This window comes from Micromonospora sp. NPDC005206, from assembly GCF_040608175.1.
GTDB lineage: Bacteria > Actinomycetota > Actinomycetes > Mycobacteriales > Micromonosporaceae > Micromonospora.
In genome coordinates this window covers 149,169-164,829 of the sequence record NZ_JBEXHU010000009.1, presented here as the reverse complement: position 1 = coordinate 164,829, position 15,661 = coordinate 149,169, and the positions used below count along the sequence as shown (strand labels likewise).

Here is a 15,661-nt window from a genome sequence, read left to right as displayed (position 1 = left end):
CGCTGAACGCGCGACAGCACGGCGGCCCCTCCTGCGCGAGGGGCTTTTTTGTGCCCGTCGCCGGCCGGCCCGGTGGCGCCGAGACGAAGCGAAGCTGAGCGAGGAGAGACCATGAGTGAGGCAGCCGCACCGGCGGGCGACATCCCCCCGTTCCGGTACACCGCGGCCCTGGCCGACGAGATCGAAAACCGTTGGCAGGACATCTGGGCGCGCGAGGGCACGTTCCACGCCCCGAACCCGACCGGCCCGCTGGCCGACCCGGACCACCCCCGGGCCGGTGCGGAGAAGCTGTACGTGCTGGACATGTTCCCCTACCCCTCCGGCGCCGGCCTGCACGTCGGCCACCCGCTGGGCTACATCGGCACCGACTGCTTCGCCCGCTACCAGCGGATGGCCGGGCGCAACGTGCTGCACGCGATGGGCTTCGACGCGTTCGGCCTGCCCGCTGAGCAGTACGCGGTGCAGACCGGCACGCATCCGCGGACCACCACGGTGGCGAACATCGAGCGGTACAAGGCGCAGCTGCGCCGGCTGGGGCTGGCGCATGACGAGCGTCGCTCGGTGGCCACCATCGACACCGACTTCTACCGCTGGACCCAGTGGATCTTCCTGCAGATCTTCAACTCCTGGTACGACCGGGACGCCGGGCGGGCGCGGCCGATCGCCGAGCTGATCGCCGAGTTCGAGGGCGGTAACCGGCCGACTCCGGACGGCCGGGCCTGGGCCGAGCTGAGCATCGCCGAGCGCCGGCAGGTCGTCGACGACCACCGGCTGGCGTACGTCTCGCAGGCCCCGGTGAACTGGTGCCCGGGGCTGGGCACCGTGCTGGCGAACGAGGAGGTCACCGCCGACGGCCGCTCCGAGCGGGGCAACTTCCCGGTCTTCAAGCGCAACCTGAAGCAGTGGATGATGCGGATCACCGCGTACGGTGACCGGCTGCTGGACGACCTGGGCAGCCTGGACTGGCCCGAGGCGATCAAGCACTCGCAGCGCAACTGGATCGGCCGCTCCACCGGCGCGCACATCGACTTCCCGACCGCCGGCGCGCCCGTGCGCGTGTTCACGACCCGGCCGGACACCATCTTCGGCGCCACCTACATGGTGCTGGCGCCCGAGCATGAACTGGTCGACACGCTGGTGCCGACCGCCTGGCCGGAGGGGACGCGGGACGCCTGGACCGGCGGGCACGCCAGCCCGCGTGCGGCCGTCGAGGCGTACCGCAAGGCGGCGGCGGCCAAGACGGACATCGAGCGGCAGGCCGACACCAAGGAGAAGACCGGCGTCTTCATCGGGGCGTACGCCACCAACCCGGTCACCGACGGGCAGATCCCGATCTTCATCGCCGACTACGTGCTGGTCGGCTACGGCACCGGCGCGATCATGGCGGTGCCCGCACAGGACCAGCGGGACTGGGCGTTCGCCGAGGTCTTCGAGCTGCCCATCGTGCGGACCGTGCAGCCGTCGGAGGGCTTCGACGGTAAGGCGTACACCGGGGACGGTCCGGCGATCAACAGCGCGGCGCCCGAGCGCGGCCTGGACCTGGACGGCCTGGGGGTCGCCGACGCCAAGTCGACGATCATCGCCTGGCTGGAGGCGAACGGGCACGGGGCCGGCGCGGTGACCTACCGGCTGCGCGACTGGCTGTTCTCCCGGCAGCGCTACTGGGGTGAGCCCTTCCCGATCGTCTACGACGAGACCGGCGCGGCGATCGCCCTGCCGGACGAGATGCTGCCGGTCGAGCTGCCGGAGGTGGACGACTTCTCGCCGAAGACGTTCGACCCGAACGACGCCGACTCGAACCCGGAGACGCCGCTGTCGCGTCGCCGCGACTGGGTCGAGGTGGAGCTGGACCTGGGTGACGGGCCGAAGCGCTACACCCGGGAGACCAACGTGATGCCGCAGTGGGCCGGCTCCTGCTGGTACGAGCTGCGCTACCTGGACCCGACCAACAGCGAGCGGTTCGTCGGCGCCGAGAACGAGCGGTACTGGATGGGCTCGCGCGGCGAGGGCGACTGCGGGGGGACCGACCTGTACGTCGGCGGCGCCGAGCACGCCGTGCTGCACCTGCTGTACGCGCGGTTCTGGCACAAGGTGCTGTTCGACCTGGGGCACGTGTCGTCGTTCGAGCCGTTCCGCAAGCTGTTCAACCAGGGCATGATCCAGGCGTACGCGTACACCGACTCGCGCGGCAGCTACGTGCAGGCCGAGGAGGTCATCGAGCGCGACGGCGCCTACTACCTGGACGACGTGGTGGTCAACCGCGAGTACGGCAAGATGGGCAAGTCGCTGAAGAACGTGGTGACCCCCGACGACATGTGCGCCGCGTACGGCGCCGACACGTTCCGGGTGTACGAGATGTCGATGGGCCCGCTGGAGGTGTCCCGCCCGTGGGAGACCCGGGCGGTGGTCGGGTCGTACCGGTTCCTGCAGCGGGTCTGGCGGGCGGTGATCGACGAGGAGACCGGTGCGCTGCGGGTCACCGACGAGCCGGCCGACGAGGCGACCCGCCGGCTGCTGCACAAGGTGATCCACGGGGTCCGCGGCGACATGGACGGCATCCGGTTCAACACCGCGATCGCGAAGCTGATCGAGCTGACCAACGGGCTGACCCGGCTGTCGGCGACGCCGCGCGAGGTGGCCGAGCCGCTGGTGCTGATGGTGGCGCCGTTCGCCCCGCACGTCGCCGAGGAGCTGTGGCGTCGGCTGGGCCACGACACGTCGCTGACGTATGTGGACTTCCCGACGGCCGACCCGGCGCTGCTGGTGGTGGACACGGTCACCTATCCGGTGCAGATCAACGGCAAGGTGCGTGGCCGTATCGAGGTTCCGGCCGACTCGTCCGAGGAGACCGTCCGCGCGGCCGCGCTGGAGGCGGTGGCCGCCGCCCTGGCCGGTAAGGAACCTCGCAAGGTCATCGTCGTCCCGGGCCGGGTGGTCTCGGTCGTCGCCTGACACTGTGACGAGCGTTATGACTCAGAGGTATAAATATGCCTCTGAGTCATAACGCTCTCCGGCGCGCACGCGCCGCCGGGCGCGGCACGCCGCCTCCGCGGGCGCGGCAGGCCGGTTATTCGACGTGCGGCACCGCCTCAGGCGGTCAACGCCGTGACCACGGCGGGGCGGTGGGTGAGCAGCCAGTCCTGCCAGCGGCGTACCCCCTCGACCGCGCCCAGGTCGCGCAGTCGGCGCATGGCCGGCTCGTCGCGGTCGGCGCCGGCGTCGATGGTCCGCCAGGTGCTCTCGATCTGGTCGAGCATCAGGCCCACCAGCTCGTGGCGAGGCAGTGCCGGACGGACGGGCGCGCCGCACGCCGCGTCGTAGGCGTCGCAGAGCACGCGGCACCGCCGGCCCAGCTCGGTCGGATCGGCGCCCTCGCCCAACGCCGCCCAGTGCCAGCCGGCGAACGCCACGTCCTCGATCCTTCGGCCCGGCCGGGCCAGGTCCCAGTCGAGGAAGGTCACCGGCAGCGGTCCGGCCGGGGAGTCCCGGTACACCGTGTTCTTCGGGGACAGGTCGCGGTGGCACACCGTCTCGGCGTCGCCGGCCAGCGCGGTGCCCGCACACGCGTCGTGCAGCCGCCGGATCAGCTCGGCCAGCCGCACCAGCGCCGGGTCGGCGAAGAAGGTGGGATCCTCCCGGTCCCGCCACGGCACCCGACCCGCGACGTAGCTGAGGATCTGCCGGCCGTGGGCGTCGACGCCCAGGTAGTGGGGCGCGAGGTCCGCGTCCACCCCGGCCAGGTGGCGCAGCAGCGCGCCGACGAAGTCCAGGTTGGCCGGCGGCGTACGCCGTACCGTGTCACCGACCCGGACCACCTCGGCCACGAAGCCGCCCGCGAGCCGCTGCTCGCCGGGCCCGTCGGTCCGGCTCACGGTCGGCTCACCACCGGCCGGCGCCGCCGCTCGGCGCGCCACCACCGGGAGATCAGCACCACGCTGGCGATCAGGCCGAGGCTGGCCGGGGCGGCGGCGTACCAGTTGATGTGGCCGGGGGAGCTGACCGCCGCGCCGATCGCGGCGTAACCGAAGGCGGTCGGGGCGGAGGCGATCACGCTGCCGGCCAGGAACGGCAGCATCCGGGCTCCGGTGGTGCCGTAGCCGTAACTGACCAGCCCGAAGCCGGCGATCGGCAGCAGCCGGACGGTGATCACGCCGAGCACGCTCTGTCGGGCGAACCAGCCGTCGAGGCGGGCCAGCCGGCCGCGGACCCGCTCGGCGACGAACTCCCGGCCGAGCAGCCGACCGACCGTGAACCCGACCGCCGCCGCCACCAGCGCGGCGCCCAGGGCGTACGCGGCGCCCTCCAGCGGACCGAAGATGGCGCCGGCGGCGAGCGTGATGAACGTCCGGGGGACCAACGCGACCAGCAGCAGCGCGCCGCCGAGGACCGCCGCCACCGGGGCGAGGTCGCCGAGCCGGTCAGCCAGCTGCGGCAGCCGCGCCGGATCCGGCCGGGGCGCCAGGAGCAACAGCAGCGCGCAGACGCCGATCAGCAGCACGAGCAGGGCGAACCGGACGGCCGACGGCTGCCGGAGCAGCCGCCGGACGGCCCGGATCATGCCCGGGCGGCGGCCACTGCGGCGCGGCGCTCGTTCCGGAGCCGGTCCGACCAGGTGTCGTCCAGCGGCGGGAGCTGGTGCGCGCCGGTGGCCCAGCGCAGCAGCAGGTCGGCCAGGGCCGGGTTGCGGGCCAGTGCGGGCCCGTGCGAATACGTGCCGAGCAGCTTGCCGCGCCAGGCGCCCTCGGTGCTGCCGTCGTTGCCGACCCCGGCGGTCACCCGGGCCAGCGGCGCGACCTCCGGGCCGAGGTGGGTGCGGCCGCCGTGGTTCTCGAAGCCGGTCAGCGCGGGCAGGCCCAGCCGCGGATCGATCTCGCCGGCCAGCTCGCCGACGGCCCGGCTCGGGCCCCGGTCGGACTGCAGGTCGAGCAGCTCAAGGCCGCGGCACTGCACACCCTTGGCGAAGAACGACATGCCGAGCAGCTGGTAGCCGGCGCAGACGCCGAACACCACCGAGCCCTGGGCGACCGCCCGGTGCAGACCGCCGTCGGCGATCAGCCGCTGCGCGCCCAGCGCCTGCGGACCGTCCTCGCCGCCGCCGACCAGGTAGATGTCGGCGGTCGCGGGCAGCCGCTGGTCGGAGCGGACCTCCATGACCTCGACCGGCATGCCGCGCTGGCGCGCCCGTTGGGCGAGGATCAGGGCGTTGCCCCGGTCGCCGTAGGTGGAGAGCAGGTCGGGGTAGATCCAGACGATGCGCAGGCTCTCAGTTGACACGGTCCAACTCCGCTCGGATGTCCTGGAACGCGGTGTAGTTCGCGATGACCTCCAGCCGCCCGGGCGGGACCGACCGGATCGCGTCGTCGAAGGTGCGCACGTGCTGGAACGGCACGTCGTTGACGTTCAGCCGGACCGCCAGGTCGTACGCCCGGTCGCCGGTGATCAGCACCTGCCGGCCGCGCAGCGGGGCGAAGTCGACGTCGAAGAGCCAGGAGGTGTCCAGCCCGTCGGGGTCGCGCGCGTTGATGGAGAGCAGGGTGGGCGCCTCGTCGGCCATGTCGAAGGCCTCCAGCCAGCTGGCCGGGTTCTTGGCCAGCAGCAGCCGGATGTTGCGCCCGTCCTTGTCCACCTGCGCGTAGCGGCCGGCGACCGACGTGACGATGCCGAGTCGGGACACCGCGTCGACCGGGCGGACGCCGAACTCGGCGGCCACGGCCAGCGCGGTCGCCGCGTTGCCGAGGTTGACCTTGCCGGGCAGTTGGAGGGAGACCTTGTGCCAGGCGCCGGTGGGGTCGAGCACGCCCTCGTCCTCGACGACCCACTGCGGCTCCGGCCGGCGCAGTGCGCAGCCGGTGCACCACCACTGGTCGCCGGAGCGCTGGATGGTGGAGCCGCACTCGGGGCAGACCCAGGAGTCGTCGTGCCAGCGCTGGCCGGCGCTGAACCAGGTCACGTGCGGCGGGTTGATGCCGCGGGCGGGGTCGGCCGGCGGGGTGGCGGCCCAGACGACCATCGGGTCGTCGGCGTTGGCCACCACCCGCACGTCGGTGTGCCGGACCAGCGCCGCGCGCCAGAGCTGCGCCATCATGGCGACCTCCTTGGCCCGGTCGAGCTGGTCGCGGGAGAGGTTCAGCAGCGCGACCACGTGCGGCTCGGTCGCCTCCAGCACCTGGGCGAGGTAGTGCTCGTCGACCTCCAGCACCGCGTACGGGGTGCTGCCGGCCTTGGCGAGCGCCGAGGTGTGCCCGCTGGGCATGTTGGCGCCGAACGAGTTGGTGGCGACCCGGCCGAGCACGCCGACCGCGGCGGCGGCCAGCCGGGTGGTGGTGGTCTTGCCGTTGGTGCCGGAAACGAGCGCGATCGCGCGCCCGGCCGACAGGTGGGCCAGCAGGTCCGGGTCGATCTTCAGCCCGATCCACCCGCCGATCACCGAACCGTCGCCACGGCCGGCCGCCCGGGAGAGCGCCGCGGCGGTCCGTGACACGGAGCTGGCCACCTTGGCCCGTAGGGGCATTTTCGCGTCCGTCACGCGAGCGAGGTTACCGGACCACCCACCCCACCAGATCGCCGCCGACGGCGAACCGTTCGGTTGTGGTGCGGACTCGGGTGGCCGAGTCGGCTTCCACCGGACGGAGTCGATCAATGTCGGAAAGCGGACCACGCCGGGCGGCGGTCCGGGCCCTCCACTCCGCCCCACCCCCTGTGACGTGCGGTTTTGCCCACGGATAGGGCGCGCCACGCGGTCGATTCTGGTTGCAGGTGGAGGGAAGTGGAGTAGAGTGGGGCCCAATGGTGAGGCCGGGAGGGCTCACCGGCCCGGGGGGTCAGCGGCGCCGCGAACGCCGCTTAAGGGCGAGGGGGTAGGGCCGGTGTTTCTCGGCACCCACACTCCGCGCCTGGACGACAAAGGCCGGTTGATCCTTCCGGCCAAGTTCCGGGACGAGCTGGCGGGGGGTGTCGTGATCACCAAAGGGCAGGAGCGCTGCCTCTACGTCTTTCCGACGCCCGAGTTCCAGCGGATCGCGGAGCAGTTGCGCGCGCAACCGATGACGCACAAGGCGGCCCGGGCCTACAGCCGGGTCTTCTTCGCCAGCGCGCACGACGAGGTGCCGGACAAGCAGGGCCGGGTCACGATCCCAGCCCACCTGCGGGCGTACGCCGCACTCGACCGCGACCTGGTCGTGATCGGCGCGAGCACGCGGGTGGAGATCTGGGACCGGGTCGCCTGGGAGACCTACCTCGCCGAGAGTGAAGACGACTTCGCCGACATCGAGGAGGGGGTGCTGCCCGGCGGTCTGTAGGGCGGGACGGCGCCCGACGTACTGCGAGATCTCCAGCCGCTTTCGAGTTCCTGGCATCCCTTCCCCGGTGCCAGGCGCACGATCCAGTCATCGGGCCGAGCCCGGTGCCCGGCGGGAGCGGATGGGGATCTGGCGGTACGACGGCGGCGCCGTCCGACGGCAGGCGCATGAACGAACGGACGTTTCAACCAGTGGGGGTCATCATGGGGGAGCTGCGCGGCACGCACGTGCCGGTGCTGCTCGAGCGGTGTCTCGAGCTGCTGGCCCCCGCGCTGGGTCGGGGCGGCCGGACGGTGCACGTCGACGCGACGCTCGGCCTGGCCGGGCATGCGGAGGCGGTGCTGGAGGCGCACCCGGAGACGGTCCTGATCGGGCTCGACCGGGACACCGAGGCGCTCGCCCACGCACGGGTCCGGCTGGCCCGTTTCGCCGACCGGGTGCACCTGGAGCACGCCGTCTACGACGAGCTGCCCGAGGTGCTGGACCGGCTGGGCTATCCGGGCATCGACGGGATCCTGTTCGACCTGGGTGTCTCGTCGCTGCAACTAGACGCGCCCGACCGCGGGTTCGCGTACGCCCAGGACGCTCCGCTGGACATGCGGATGGACCAGACCCGGGGGGTGACCGCCGAGGAGGTGGTCAACACCTACGGCCATCCGGACCTGGCCCGGGTGCTGCGGGTCTACGGCGAGGAGAAGTTCGCCGGCCGGATCGCCTCGGCGATCATCCGGGAGCGGGAACGCGCCCGGATCACCTCGTCCGCGCGGTTGGCGGAGCTGGTCAGGGACTCCATTCCGGCACCAGCCCGACGAACGGGCGGACACCCGGCAAAGAGAACGTTTCAGGCTTTGCGGATCGAGGTAAACAAGGAGCTGGCAGCGCTGGAGTCAGCGCTGCCGTCCGCGCTCGACGCACTGACCGTGGGCGGTCGCATGGTGGTCCTGTCCTACCACTCGCTGGAGGACCGGCTCACCAAGGTGGCGCTCGCGGACCGGGTCCGCAGTAAGGGCCCGATCGACCTCCCGGTCGAACTGCCCGGGTCCGGTCCGACGTTCCGGCTGCTCAGCCGGGGCGCCGAACTGCCCGGGGAGGCGGAGGTCGCCGCGAACCCGCGAGCCGCCTCGGTGCGGTTGCGGGCCGCGGAGCGACTCGACCCGAACGCGACACAGCAGGGGCGGACCGACCGCGAACGGTCCCGCCGACGGGTGAAGGCGATGCACCAACCGGGGACGGGGTCCGCGGGATCCGTGGGGGATCCAGGGACGCCGGGGGACGACAGAGGGACGGATGTAGAGGGGGAGGGACATGAACATTGACAAGCGCGAGCGTCGGGACGTCACCGGCGCCGGGCAGCGCACACCGCGGTCGGGGGGCCGGACCGCGGCGGAGCGGGCGCCGCGCGGGGGCAACGGTACGCCACGCATCGATCGAGTGAACCGGCAGGGGGAGGCTCGCGCCCGGGGGGCGCGCGAGTTCCCGACCCAGGGCACCGCCGCGCTGCGCCCGGCCGCGAAGGCCGGCGTAGCCGCCACCGCCCGCCCGCCCCGGCTGCGGGTGGCGCCACCGCCTCCGGTGTCGGTGCCGCGCGCGCCGTTCGCGGCGCTGATCGTGGTCCTGGTGGTCGGCGGGGTGCTGGGCATCCTGGCGGTCAACACCAAGATCAACGAGAATGCGTTCCGGCTGGAGAAGCTGCAGGAGCAGCAGGCCCGGCTGGACCTGGAGAAGCAGCAGCTGGACAAGCAGATCGCCGAGGCCAAGGCGCCGGGCAACCTGACTGCCCAGGCGCGACGGCTGGGCCTGGTGGACGCCGGCGAGCCGGCGTACATCCGGCTGCCGGACGGCCGGACCATCGGCGTACCGAAGCCGGCGACCGGCGAGCCGTCGGTGACCAGCCAGCAGGGCTCTGGAGGCTGACCCGTGCCACCGAGGTCGGACGAGCCGCGCCGGGATCCCAAGGGGTCCCGGCGCGGCTCTTCACCTGACGCCGGCCCCAGGGACGGGGAGCCGCGCGCCAGCGAGCCGGGCATGGGGGGCATCTCCGGCGCCCGGGCGTACACCCCGAGGGGTCGGACCATCCGCGAGGAGCGCGGCACGCCGCCGCGCAGCGGGGGCGCCGAGCAGCGGCGTACGCCGCGCAGCACCCGGTCCGGCGACCCGTTCCGGCCGGCGTTGCAGGTGCTCGACGGAGGCCGGGCCGCCGCCCGTTCCGGCCGGCGGGACGCCCCGGCAGCGGGACGCGGCGGGGTCGTGCGCACCGTCGCGCCCCGTACCCCCCGTGGCCCGGCCGGCGACGAGCCGCCGCCGCGCCGACGGACCACGCCGCGCGCGCCGCGCCGCGCCGACCGCCCGGCGGCCCGGCGGCCGTCCCGCAAGCCGCCGCGACCGCCGAAGCTGGCCGACCCGCGGCTGCGGCTGCGACTCGGCACCGCCCTGACCCTGGCGCTGTTCGCCGCCATCGGGATCCGGCTGATCTTCCTTCAGGCGGTGGACACCCCGGCGTACGCCGGCGGCGGCGTCGCCGACCGGACCCGCACGGTCGAGCTGCCCGCGCCGCGCGGCGCGATCTACGACCGCACCGGCGAGCCACTGGCGCACAGCGTCGAGGCGCGGTACGTGTTCGCCGACCCGACCGAGATCGAGGACTCCGCCGCCACCGCGAAGGCGCTCTCCCCGCTGCTCGGCATCCCGGCGTCGAGGCTCACCGAGCTGATGAAGCCCCGCAAGCTGGAGAACGGCAACCCGTCCCGGTTCGAGTACCTGGCCCGGGGGGTGGAGATCCCGAACGCCAAGCAGGTGCTGGCGCTCGAGCTGCCCGGCATCGGGGTGCACCGCGACGAGCGCCGCGAGGTGCCCGGCGATGACCTGGCGGCCAACCTGATCGGCTTCACCAGCCAGGACATGGTCGGGCTGGAGGGGCTGGAGGCCCGCTACGACGAGCTGCTCGCCGGGCAGGACGGCAAGCGGGTGTACGAGGCCGGCCTCGGTGACCTCGCCGCGCCGATCCCGGGCGGCTACAGCCGGACCACGCCGGCCAAGCCGGGCAGCTCGATAGCCCTCACCACCGACCGTGACCTGCAGTTCCGCACGCAGCAGATCCTCAGTGCGGGGATGGGGCAGCAGCGCGGCGCCACGGCCGCGGCGGTGATCATCGACGTGCCCACCGGCGAGGTGCTGGCCCAGGCCAGCCACCCCACCTACAACGCGGCGAAGCCGATCCCGAGCGATCCGGTCGCCCGGGAGGACGCGGCGACCAGCTTCGTGGTCGACCCCGGCTCGGTGCACAAGGCGATCACGTTCGGCGCGGCGTTGCAGGAGGGGGTGATCACCCCGGACACCACGCTGCCGATCGCGAACAGCATCAAGAAGGGCGACACCTGGTTCTCCGACACGCACTTCGCCAACGGCCGGCGGATGAGCGTGCCCGGGATGCTCGCCTACTCGTCGAACGTCGGCACCATCACCATCGCCGACAAGCTCGGCCGGGACCGGTTGATCGACTACCAGAAGCGGTTCGGGCTTGGCCAGCCCACCGGTGAGGGGGTGCCCGGCGAGGCCAGCGGCCGGCTGCTGCCGGCCGACGAGTGGAGCGGGTCGTCGGCCGGGTCGGTGCCGATCGGGCACAGCGTCGACGCCACGCCGCTGCAGATGGCCGCCGCGTACGCCGCCATCGCCAACGACGGCACGTACGTCCAGCCGCACCTTGTCAAGGAGACGATCGGCCCGGACGGCAAGCGCACTCCCGCGCCGGCCCCGGTGACCCGCTCGGTGCTCAGCCCGCAGAACGCGGCGGCGCTGCGCACCATGCTGGAGGCGGTCACCACGGTCGACGGCGCCACCGGCGTGGGCGCGGCGGTGCCCGGCTATCGGATCGCCGGCAAGACCGGCACCGGCTGGCGGCTGGTGGACGGCAAGAAGCAGCCCGGCGAGGTGTCCTCGTTCATCGGCATGGCTCCCGCGGAGAAGCCCCGGTACGTGATCGCCGTCTTCGTGTACGCGCCCGCCGGTGGGGGTGCCGCCATCGCCGTGCCGGCGTTCCGCGACATGATGCAGTTCACGCTGCGTCACTACCGCGTACCGCCGTCCACCGGCGGCTCGGCGCCCAAGTTCGTGGTCTATCCGCGCTGAGCAGCGACGGCGAGACATCATCGGTGAGTGCCGAAGAACCACCGGGGCGGCTGTGCGGCCGGAACCGTGCGACCGGGTAGGGTCTGACGCCGTGCCCGGCAATCCACGTCCACGTACCGTGACCGGAGTCCGGCTCGGTGATCTCGCCGTCCGGCTCGCCGTCGACCTGCCGGCGGACGCCGCCGGGGTGGTCGTCACCGGGGCGACCCACGCCAGCCAGGAGGTCCGCCCCGGCGACCTGTACGCGGCGCTGCCCGGCGCCCGCCGGCACGGCGCGGAGTTCGCCGCCGGCGCCGCCGCGGCGGGCGCGGTGGCTCTGCTGACCGACCCGGCCGGCGCCGAGCTGGCGGCGGAGACCGGCCTGCCCGCTCTCGTGGTGCCCGACCCCCGCGCGGTGCTCGGCGAGCTGGCCTCGGCCGTCTACGGCGACCCGACCGCGGAGCTGACCGTGATCGGCGTGACCGGCACCGCCGGAAAGACGTCCACGGCATACCTGATCGAGTCGGGGCTGCGCGCCGCCGGGCACACCACCGGGTTGATCGGCACCGTCGAGACCCGGCTCGGTGACCTGGTGATCGACAGCGTTCGCACCACCCCCGAGGCGACCGACCTGCACGCCATGCTGGCCACCGCCCGCGAGCGGGGGGTCACCGCGGTGGTCATGGAGGTCTCCAGCCACGCGCTGGCCATGGGCCGGGTGGGCGGTGTCCGGTTCGCCGTCGGCGGTTACACCAACTTCGGCTCCGACCACCTGGACTTCCACGCCGACAGCGCCGACTACTTCGCCGCCAAGGCGCAGCTCTTCGACGGCCGGTGCGCGGTCGAGGTGCTCAACCACGACGACCCGGCGCTGAAGCCGCTGTACCGGCCGGCCACGATCAGCTACTCGGCCGCCGGCGACCCGGCCGCGACCTGGTGGGCCGACGGCGTGGATGGCGAGGGGTACGCCCAGCGGTTCACCGCGCACGGCCCGGACGGTGTGGTCCTGCCCGCCGGGGTGGCGCTGCCCGGGCGGCACAACGTCGCCAACGCGCTGCTGGCCATCGCCGCGCTGGTCGGCGCCGGGGTCGACCCGGCGATCGCGGCCGCCGGCGTGGCCGCCTGCGGCGGTGTGCCCGGCCGGCTGGAGCTCGTCGACGTCGCCGGGCCGGTGCGCGGGGTCGTCGACTACGCGCACAAGTCGGACGCGATCGTGGCCGCGCTGGCCGCGCTGCGTGAGTTGAGCGCCGGCCGGCTGATCTGCGTGATCGGTGCCGGCGGAGACCGGGACCGGGGCAAGCGGCCGGTGATGGGGGCCGCCGCCGCGGAGGGGGCCGACGTGGTGCTGGTGACCGACGACAACCCGCGCACCGAGGATCCGGCGGAGATCCGCGCCGAGGTGCTCGCCGGGGCGTACCGGGCCGGCACGGCCGCCCGGATCATCGAGGTGGCCGGTCGCCGGGCCGCGATCGACGAGGCCGTCCGGCTGGCCGCGCCGGGCGACGTGATCGCGCTGCTCGGCAAGGGTCACGAGCGAGGCCAGGAGGTGGCGGGCGAGGTGCTCCCGTTCGACGACAGCATCGAGTTGGCCGACGCGCTGCGGGCCCGCTTCGGGGACCTGGCGGGTCAGCGGTGATCGCACTGAGCCTGGCCGAGGTGGCCGCGGCGGTCGAGGGGCGGCTGGTCGCCGCCGACCCGGCCGCCACCGTCACCGGGCCGGTCGAGTTCGACTCGCGCAAGGTGGGGCCCGGGGCGCTCTTCGTGGCCTTCCCGGGTGAGAAGGTCGACGGGCACGACTACGCGGCCGGGGCGATCTCGGCCGGCGCGGTGGCCGTGCTCGGCACCCGCGAGGTGCCCGGTGTGCCGATGGTGCTGGTCGCCGACGCGTTGACCGCGATGGGCCGGCTGGCCCGCGCGGTGGTGGACCGGCTGCCCGGGCTGACCGTGATCGGCCTGACCGGCTCCTCCGGCAAGACCACCACCAAGGACCTGATCGGCCAGCTCACCGCCCGGCTCGGGGCCACGGTGGCGCCGCCCGGCTCGTTCAACAACGAGCTGGGGCACCCGCACACCGCGTTGCGCGCCGGGCCGGACACCCGCTACCTGGTGCTGGAGAAGGGCTCGCGCGGGGTGGGGCACGTGCGCTACCTGTGCGAGATCGTCCCGCCGCGGATCTCCGTGGTGCTCAACGTCGGGACGTCGCACATCGGTGAGTTCGGCTCGCAGGAGACCATCGCCGTGGCCAAGGGGGAGCTGGTCGAGGCGCTGCCGCCGGAAGGGCTGGCGGTGCTCAACGCCGACGACCCGCGGGTGGACGCGATGGCCAGCCGCACCCGGGCCCGGGTGGTCCGCTACGGGGAGGCCCCGGACGCCGACGTGCGGGCCGAGGACGTCACGCTGGACGACCGGGGGCGCGCGTCGTACACCCTGGTCGTCCCGGAGGGGAGCGCGCCGGTGCGCCTCGGGCTGACCGGCCGCCACCAGGTCTCCAACACCCTCGCCGCCGCGGCGGTCGCCCGGGAGCTGGGCATGCCGCTGGCCGAGCTGGCCACGGCGCTCGGCGAGTTGGGGTTGGTCTCCACCCGGCGGATGGACGTCTTCGACCGCCCCGACGGGGTGACCGTGATCGACGACTCGTACAACGCCAACCCGGCCTCGATGTCGGCGGCGCTGAAGGCGCTCGCCACGCTCGGCCGGGATCGGCGTACGGTCGCGGTGCTCGGCTACATGGCCGAGCTGGGGCCGTTCGAGCGGGACGGCCACGCCGAGCTCGGCCAACTCGCGGCCGAGCTGGGTGTCGACCGGCTGCTCGTGGTGGGCGAGCCGGCTGCGCCGATCCATGAGGGCGCGACAGCGGTAGGGAACTGGGGAGGAGAGTCGGTGCTGCTCACCGATCAGGCGGCGGCCGTCGAGGTGCTGCGGGGCGAGCTACGGCCGGGCGATGTCGTCCTGGTCAAGGGCTCCCGGTACCGGACGTGGGAGGTGGCCGACGCACTGCGCGCCGACGGCACCCCCGGAAACGGAGCTACCGCGTGAGGGCGGTCATCGTCGCCGTCGGGGTGGCCTTCATCGTCTCGCTCTTCTGCACCCCGATCGCGATCAAGGTGTTCGCCCGGCTCAAGGCCGGCCAGCCGATCCGGGCCGAGGGCCCGGCCATGCACCAGACCAAGAAGGGCACGCCGACGATGGGCGGCGTGGTCTTCATCCTGGCCACGGTGATCGCGTACGTGGCCGGGCACCTGGCCCTGACCACCCTGCCGGACGCGCAGATCGCCCAGGTCGAGCCGACCATCACCGCGCTGGTGCTGCTGGGACTGATGGTGTTCTCCGGCGCGGTGGGCTTCCTCGACGACTTCCTCAAGGTGCGCAAGCGCAACAGCGCCGGGCTGAACAAGCGTGGCAAACTGCTCGGCCAGATCCTGGTCGGCGCGGTCTTCGGCGTGGTGGCGCTTTACTTCCCGAGCACGATGACCGACGCGTCGGGCGCGGTGACGAACACCGAGACGGTGGGCAGCACCACGCTGAGCTTCATCCGGGACATCGACGCCCTGGAGGTCAGCAAGATCGGCGCGGTGATCATCTTCATCTTCGTGGTGATGGGCGCGACGAACGGGGTGAACCTCACCGACGGCCTGGACGGTCTGGCCACCGGCGCCTCGGTGATGGTGCTCGCCGCGTACGCGTTGATCGCGTTCTGGCAGTACCGGCACTGGTGCGCCGACCCGAGCTACACCCAGTCGTACTGCTACGCGGTCCGCGACCCGTTGGAGATCGCGCTGATAGCCGGCGCCGCCGCGGGGGCCTGTGTCGGCTTCCTCTGGTGGAACACGTCCCCGGCGCGGATCTTCATGGGTGACACCGGTGCACTGGGGCTGGGCGGCCTGATCGCCGGCATGGCGATGTCCACCCGGACGATCCTGCTGCTGCCGATCATCGGTGGGCTCTTCGTGATCATCACGATGTCCTTGGTGATCCAGATCATCTCCTTCCGGACCACCGGTAAGCGCGTCTTCCGGATGTCGCCGTTGCACCACCACTTCGAGCTGGCCGGCTGGAGCGAGGTCAACATCGTGGTCCGGTTCTGGATCATCGCCGGCATCGGGGTGGCCATCGCGCTGGGCCTGTTCTACAGCGAGTTCCTCGCCAACATGACCTGACCGGCGCGCGCCGGCCACCCCACCTCGGCCCCCGGTTCCGCCCACGGCGGACCGCCGGGGGCCGAGGCGTGTCCGCCCGACACGCCGGGGGCGCCGGTGTGG

At 73.1% G+C, this 15,661-nt stretch carries 12 protein-coding genes; 8 read left to right on the top strand and 4 right to left on the bottom strand.

What is annotated here, in order from left to right:
- Window positions 1-111: 111 nt before the first annotated feature.
- Entirely contained in the window at window positions 112-2,952 is a 2,841-nt protein-coding gene (gene leuS, locus ABZU69_RS15625; RefSeq protein WP_354965008.1) for a leucine--tRNA ligase, read from the top strand.
- 137 nt (window positions 2,953-3,089) lie between these two features.
- Here leuS and ABZU69_RS15620 read toward each other — a convergent pair whose 3' ends face one another.
- The 4 genes from ABZU69_RS15620 to ABZU69_RS15605 are packed head-to-tail and all read right to left on the bottom strand — an operon-like array spanning window position 3,090 to window position 6,511.
- Window positions 3,090-3,872, bottom strand: a complete 783-nt coding sequence (locus ABZU69_RS15620; RefSeq protein WP_354965007.1) for a phosphotransferase — start codon at window positions 3,870-3,872, stop codon at window positions 3,090-3,092.
- Complete coding sequence (locus tag ABZU69_RS15615) at window positions 3,869-4,558, bottom strand: VTT domain-containing protein (protein WP_354965006.1); 690 nt, start codon at window positions 4,556-4,558, stop codon at window positions 3,869-3,871. Before ABZU69_RS15615 ends, ABZU69_RS15620 begins: the two co-directional genes overlap by 4 nt.
- Complete coding sequence (locus ABZU69_RS15610; RefSeq protein WP_354965005.1) at window positions 4,555-5,274, bottom strand: glutamine amidotransferase; 720 nt, start codon at window positions 5,272-5,274, stop codon at window positions 4,555-4,557. The genes ABZU69_RS15615 and ABZU69_RS15610 overlap by 4 nt, the downstream gene beginning before the upstream one ends.
- Window positions 5,264-6,511 (bottom strand): MurT ligase domain-containing protein, encoded by a 1,248-nt coding sequence (locus ABZU69_RS15605; RefSeq protein ID WP_354965125.1) that lies wholly within the window; start codon window positions 6,509-6,511, stop codon window positions 5,264-5,266. The genes ABZU69_RS15610 and ABZU69_RS15605 overlap by 11 nt, the downstream gene beginning before the upstream one ends.
- Before the next feature lie 355 nt (window positions 6,512-6,866).
- On the opposite strand from ABZU69_RS15605, the gene mraZ reads away from it, so the two are divergent.
- From mraZ to mraY, 7 genes are all read left to right on the top strand, one after another.
- Window positions 6,867-7,298, top strand: coding sequence for a division/cell wall cluster transcriptional repressor MraZ (gene mraZ, locus ABZU69_RS15600; protein ID WP_074313044.1), 432 nt, complete (start codon window positions 6,867-6,869; stop codon window positions 7,296-7,298).
- 203 nt (window positions 7,299-7,501) lie between these two features.
- Window positions 7,502-8,614: a 16S rRNA (cytosine(1402)-N(4))-methyltransferase RsmH gene (rsmH, locus tag ABZU69_RS15595; protein ID WP_354965124.1), complete on the top strand. Its 1,113-nt coding sequence runs from the start codon at window positions 7,502-7,504 to the stop codon at window positions 8,612-8,614.
- Window positions 8,604-9,212 carry a hypothetical protein gene (locus ABZU69_RS15590; protein ID WP_354965004.1) on the top strand — a complete coding sequence of 203 codons (609 nt, stop codon included), beginning with the start codon at window positions 8,604-8,606 and terminating at the stop codon, window positions 9,210-9,212. The genes rsmH and ABZU69_RS15590 overlap by 11 nt, the downstream gene beginning before the upstream one ends.
- 3 nt (window positions 9,213-9,215) lie before the next feature.
- Window positions 9,216-11,423, top strand: coding sequence for a penicillin-binding protein 2 (locus ABZU69_RS15585; protein WP_354965003.1), 2,208 nt, complete (start codon window positions 9,216-9,218; stop codon window positions 11,421-11,423).
- A 52-nt stretch (window positions 11,424-11,475) separates the two neighbouring features.
- On the top strand, window positions 11,476-13,038 hold the full coding sequence (locus ABZU69_RS15580) for a UDP-N-acetylmuramoyl-L-alanyl-D-glutamate--2,6-diaminopimelate ligase (RefSeq protein WP_354965002.1): 1,563 nt from the start codon (window positions 11,476-11,478) through the stop codon (window positions 13,036-13,038).
- The gene (gene murF / locus ABZU69_RS15575) at window positions 13,035-14,438 is read left to right on the top strand and encodes a UDP-N-acetylmuramoyl-tripeptide--D-alanyl-D-alanine ligase (RefSeq protein ID WP_354965001.1); all 1,404 of its coding nucleotides are present in this window, start codon (window positions 13,035-13,037) and stop codon (window positions 14,436-14,438) included. The genes ABZU69_RS15580 and murF overlap by 4 nt, the downstream gene beginning before the upstream one ends.
- Window positions 14,435-15,559: a phospho-N-acetylmuramoyl-pentapeptide-transferase gene (gene mraY, locus ABZU69_RS15570; RefSeq protein WP_354965000.1), complete on the top strand. Its 1,125-nt coding sequence runs from the start codon at window positions 14,435-14,437 to the stop codon at window positions 15,557-15,559. The genes murF and mraY overlap by 4 nt, the downstream gene beginning before the upstream one ends.
- Window positions 15,560-15,661 lie beyond the last annotated feature (102 nt).

Excerpts from the sequence above, each read along its gene's own strand:
- ABZU69_RS15590 (WP_354965004.1), top strand. The coding sequence starts at position 8,604 with ATGAACATTGACAAGCGCGAGCGTCGGGACGTCACCGGCGCCGGGCAG.
- rsmH (WP_354965124.1), top strand. The coding sequence starts at position 7,502 with ATGGGGGAGCTGCGCGGCACGCACGTGCCGGTGCTGCTCGAGCGGTGT.
- ABZU69_RS15605 (WP_354965125.1), bottom strand. The coding sequence starts at position 6,511 with ATGCCCCTACGGGCCAAGGTGGCCAGCTCCGTGTCACGGACCGCCGCG.
- ABZU69_RS15615 (WP_354965006.1), bottom strand. The coding sequence starts at position 4,558 with ATGATCCGGGCCGTCCGGCGGCTGCTCCGGCAGCCGTCGGCCGTCCGG.
- leuS (WP_354965008.1), top strand. The coding sequence starts at position 112 with ATGAGTGAGGCAGCCGCACCGGCGGGCGACATCCCCCCGTTCCGGTAC.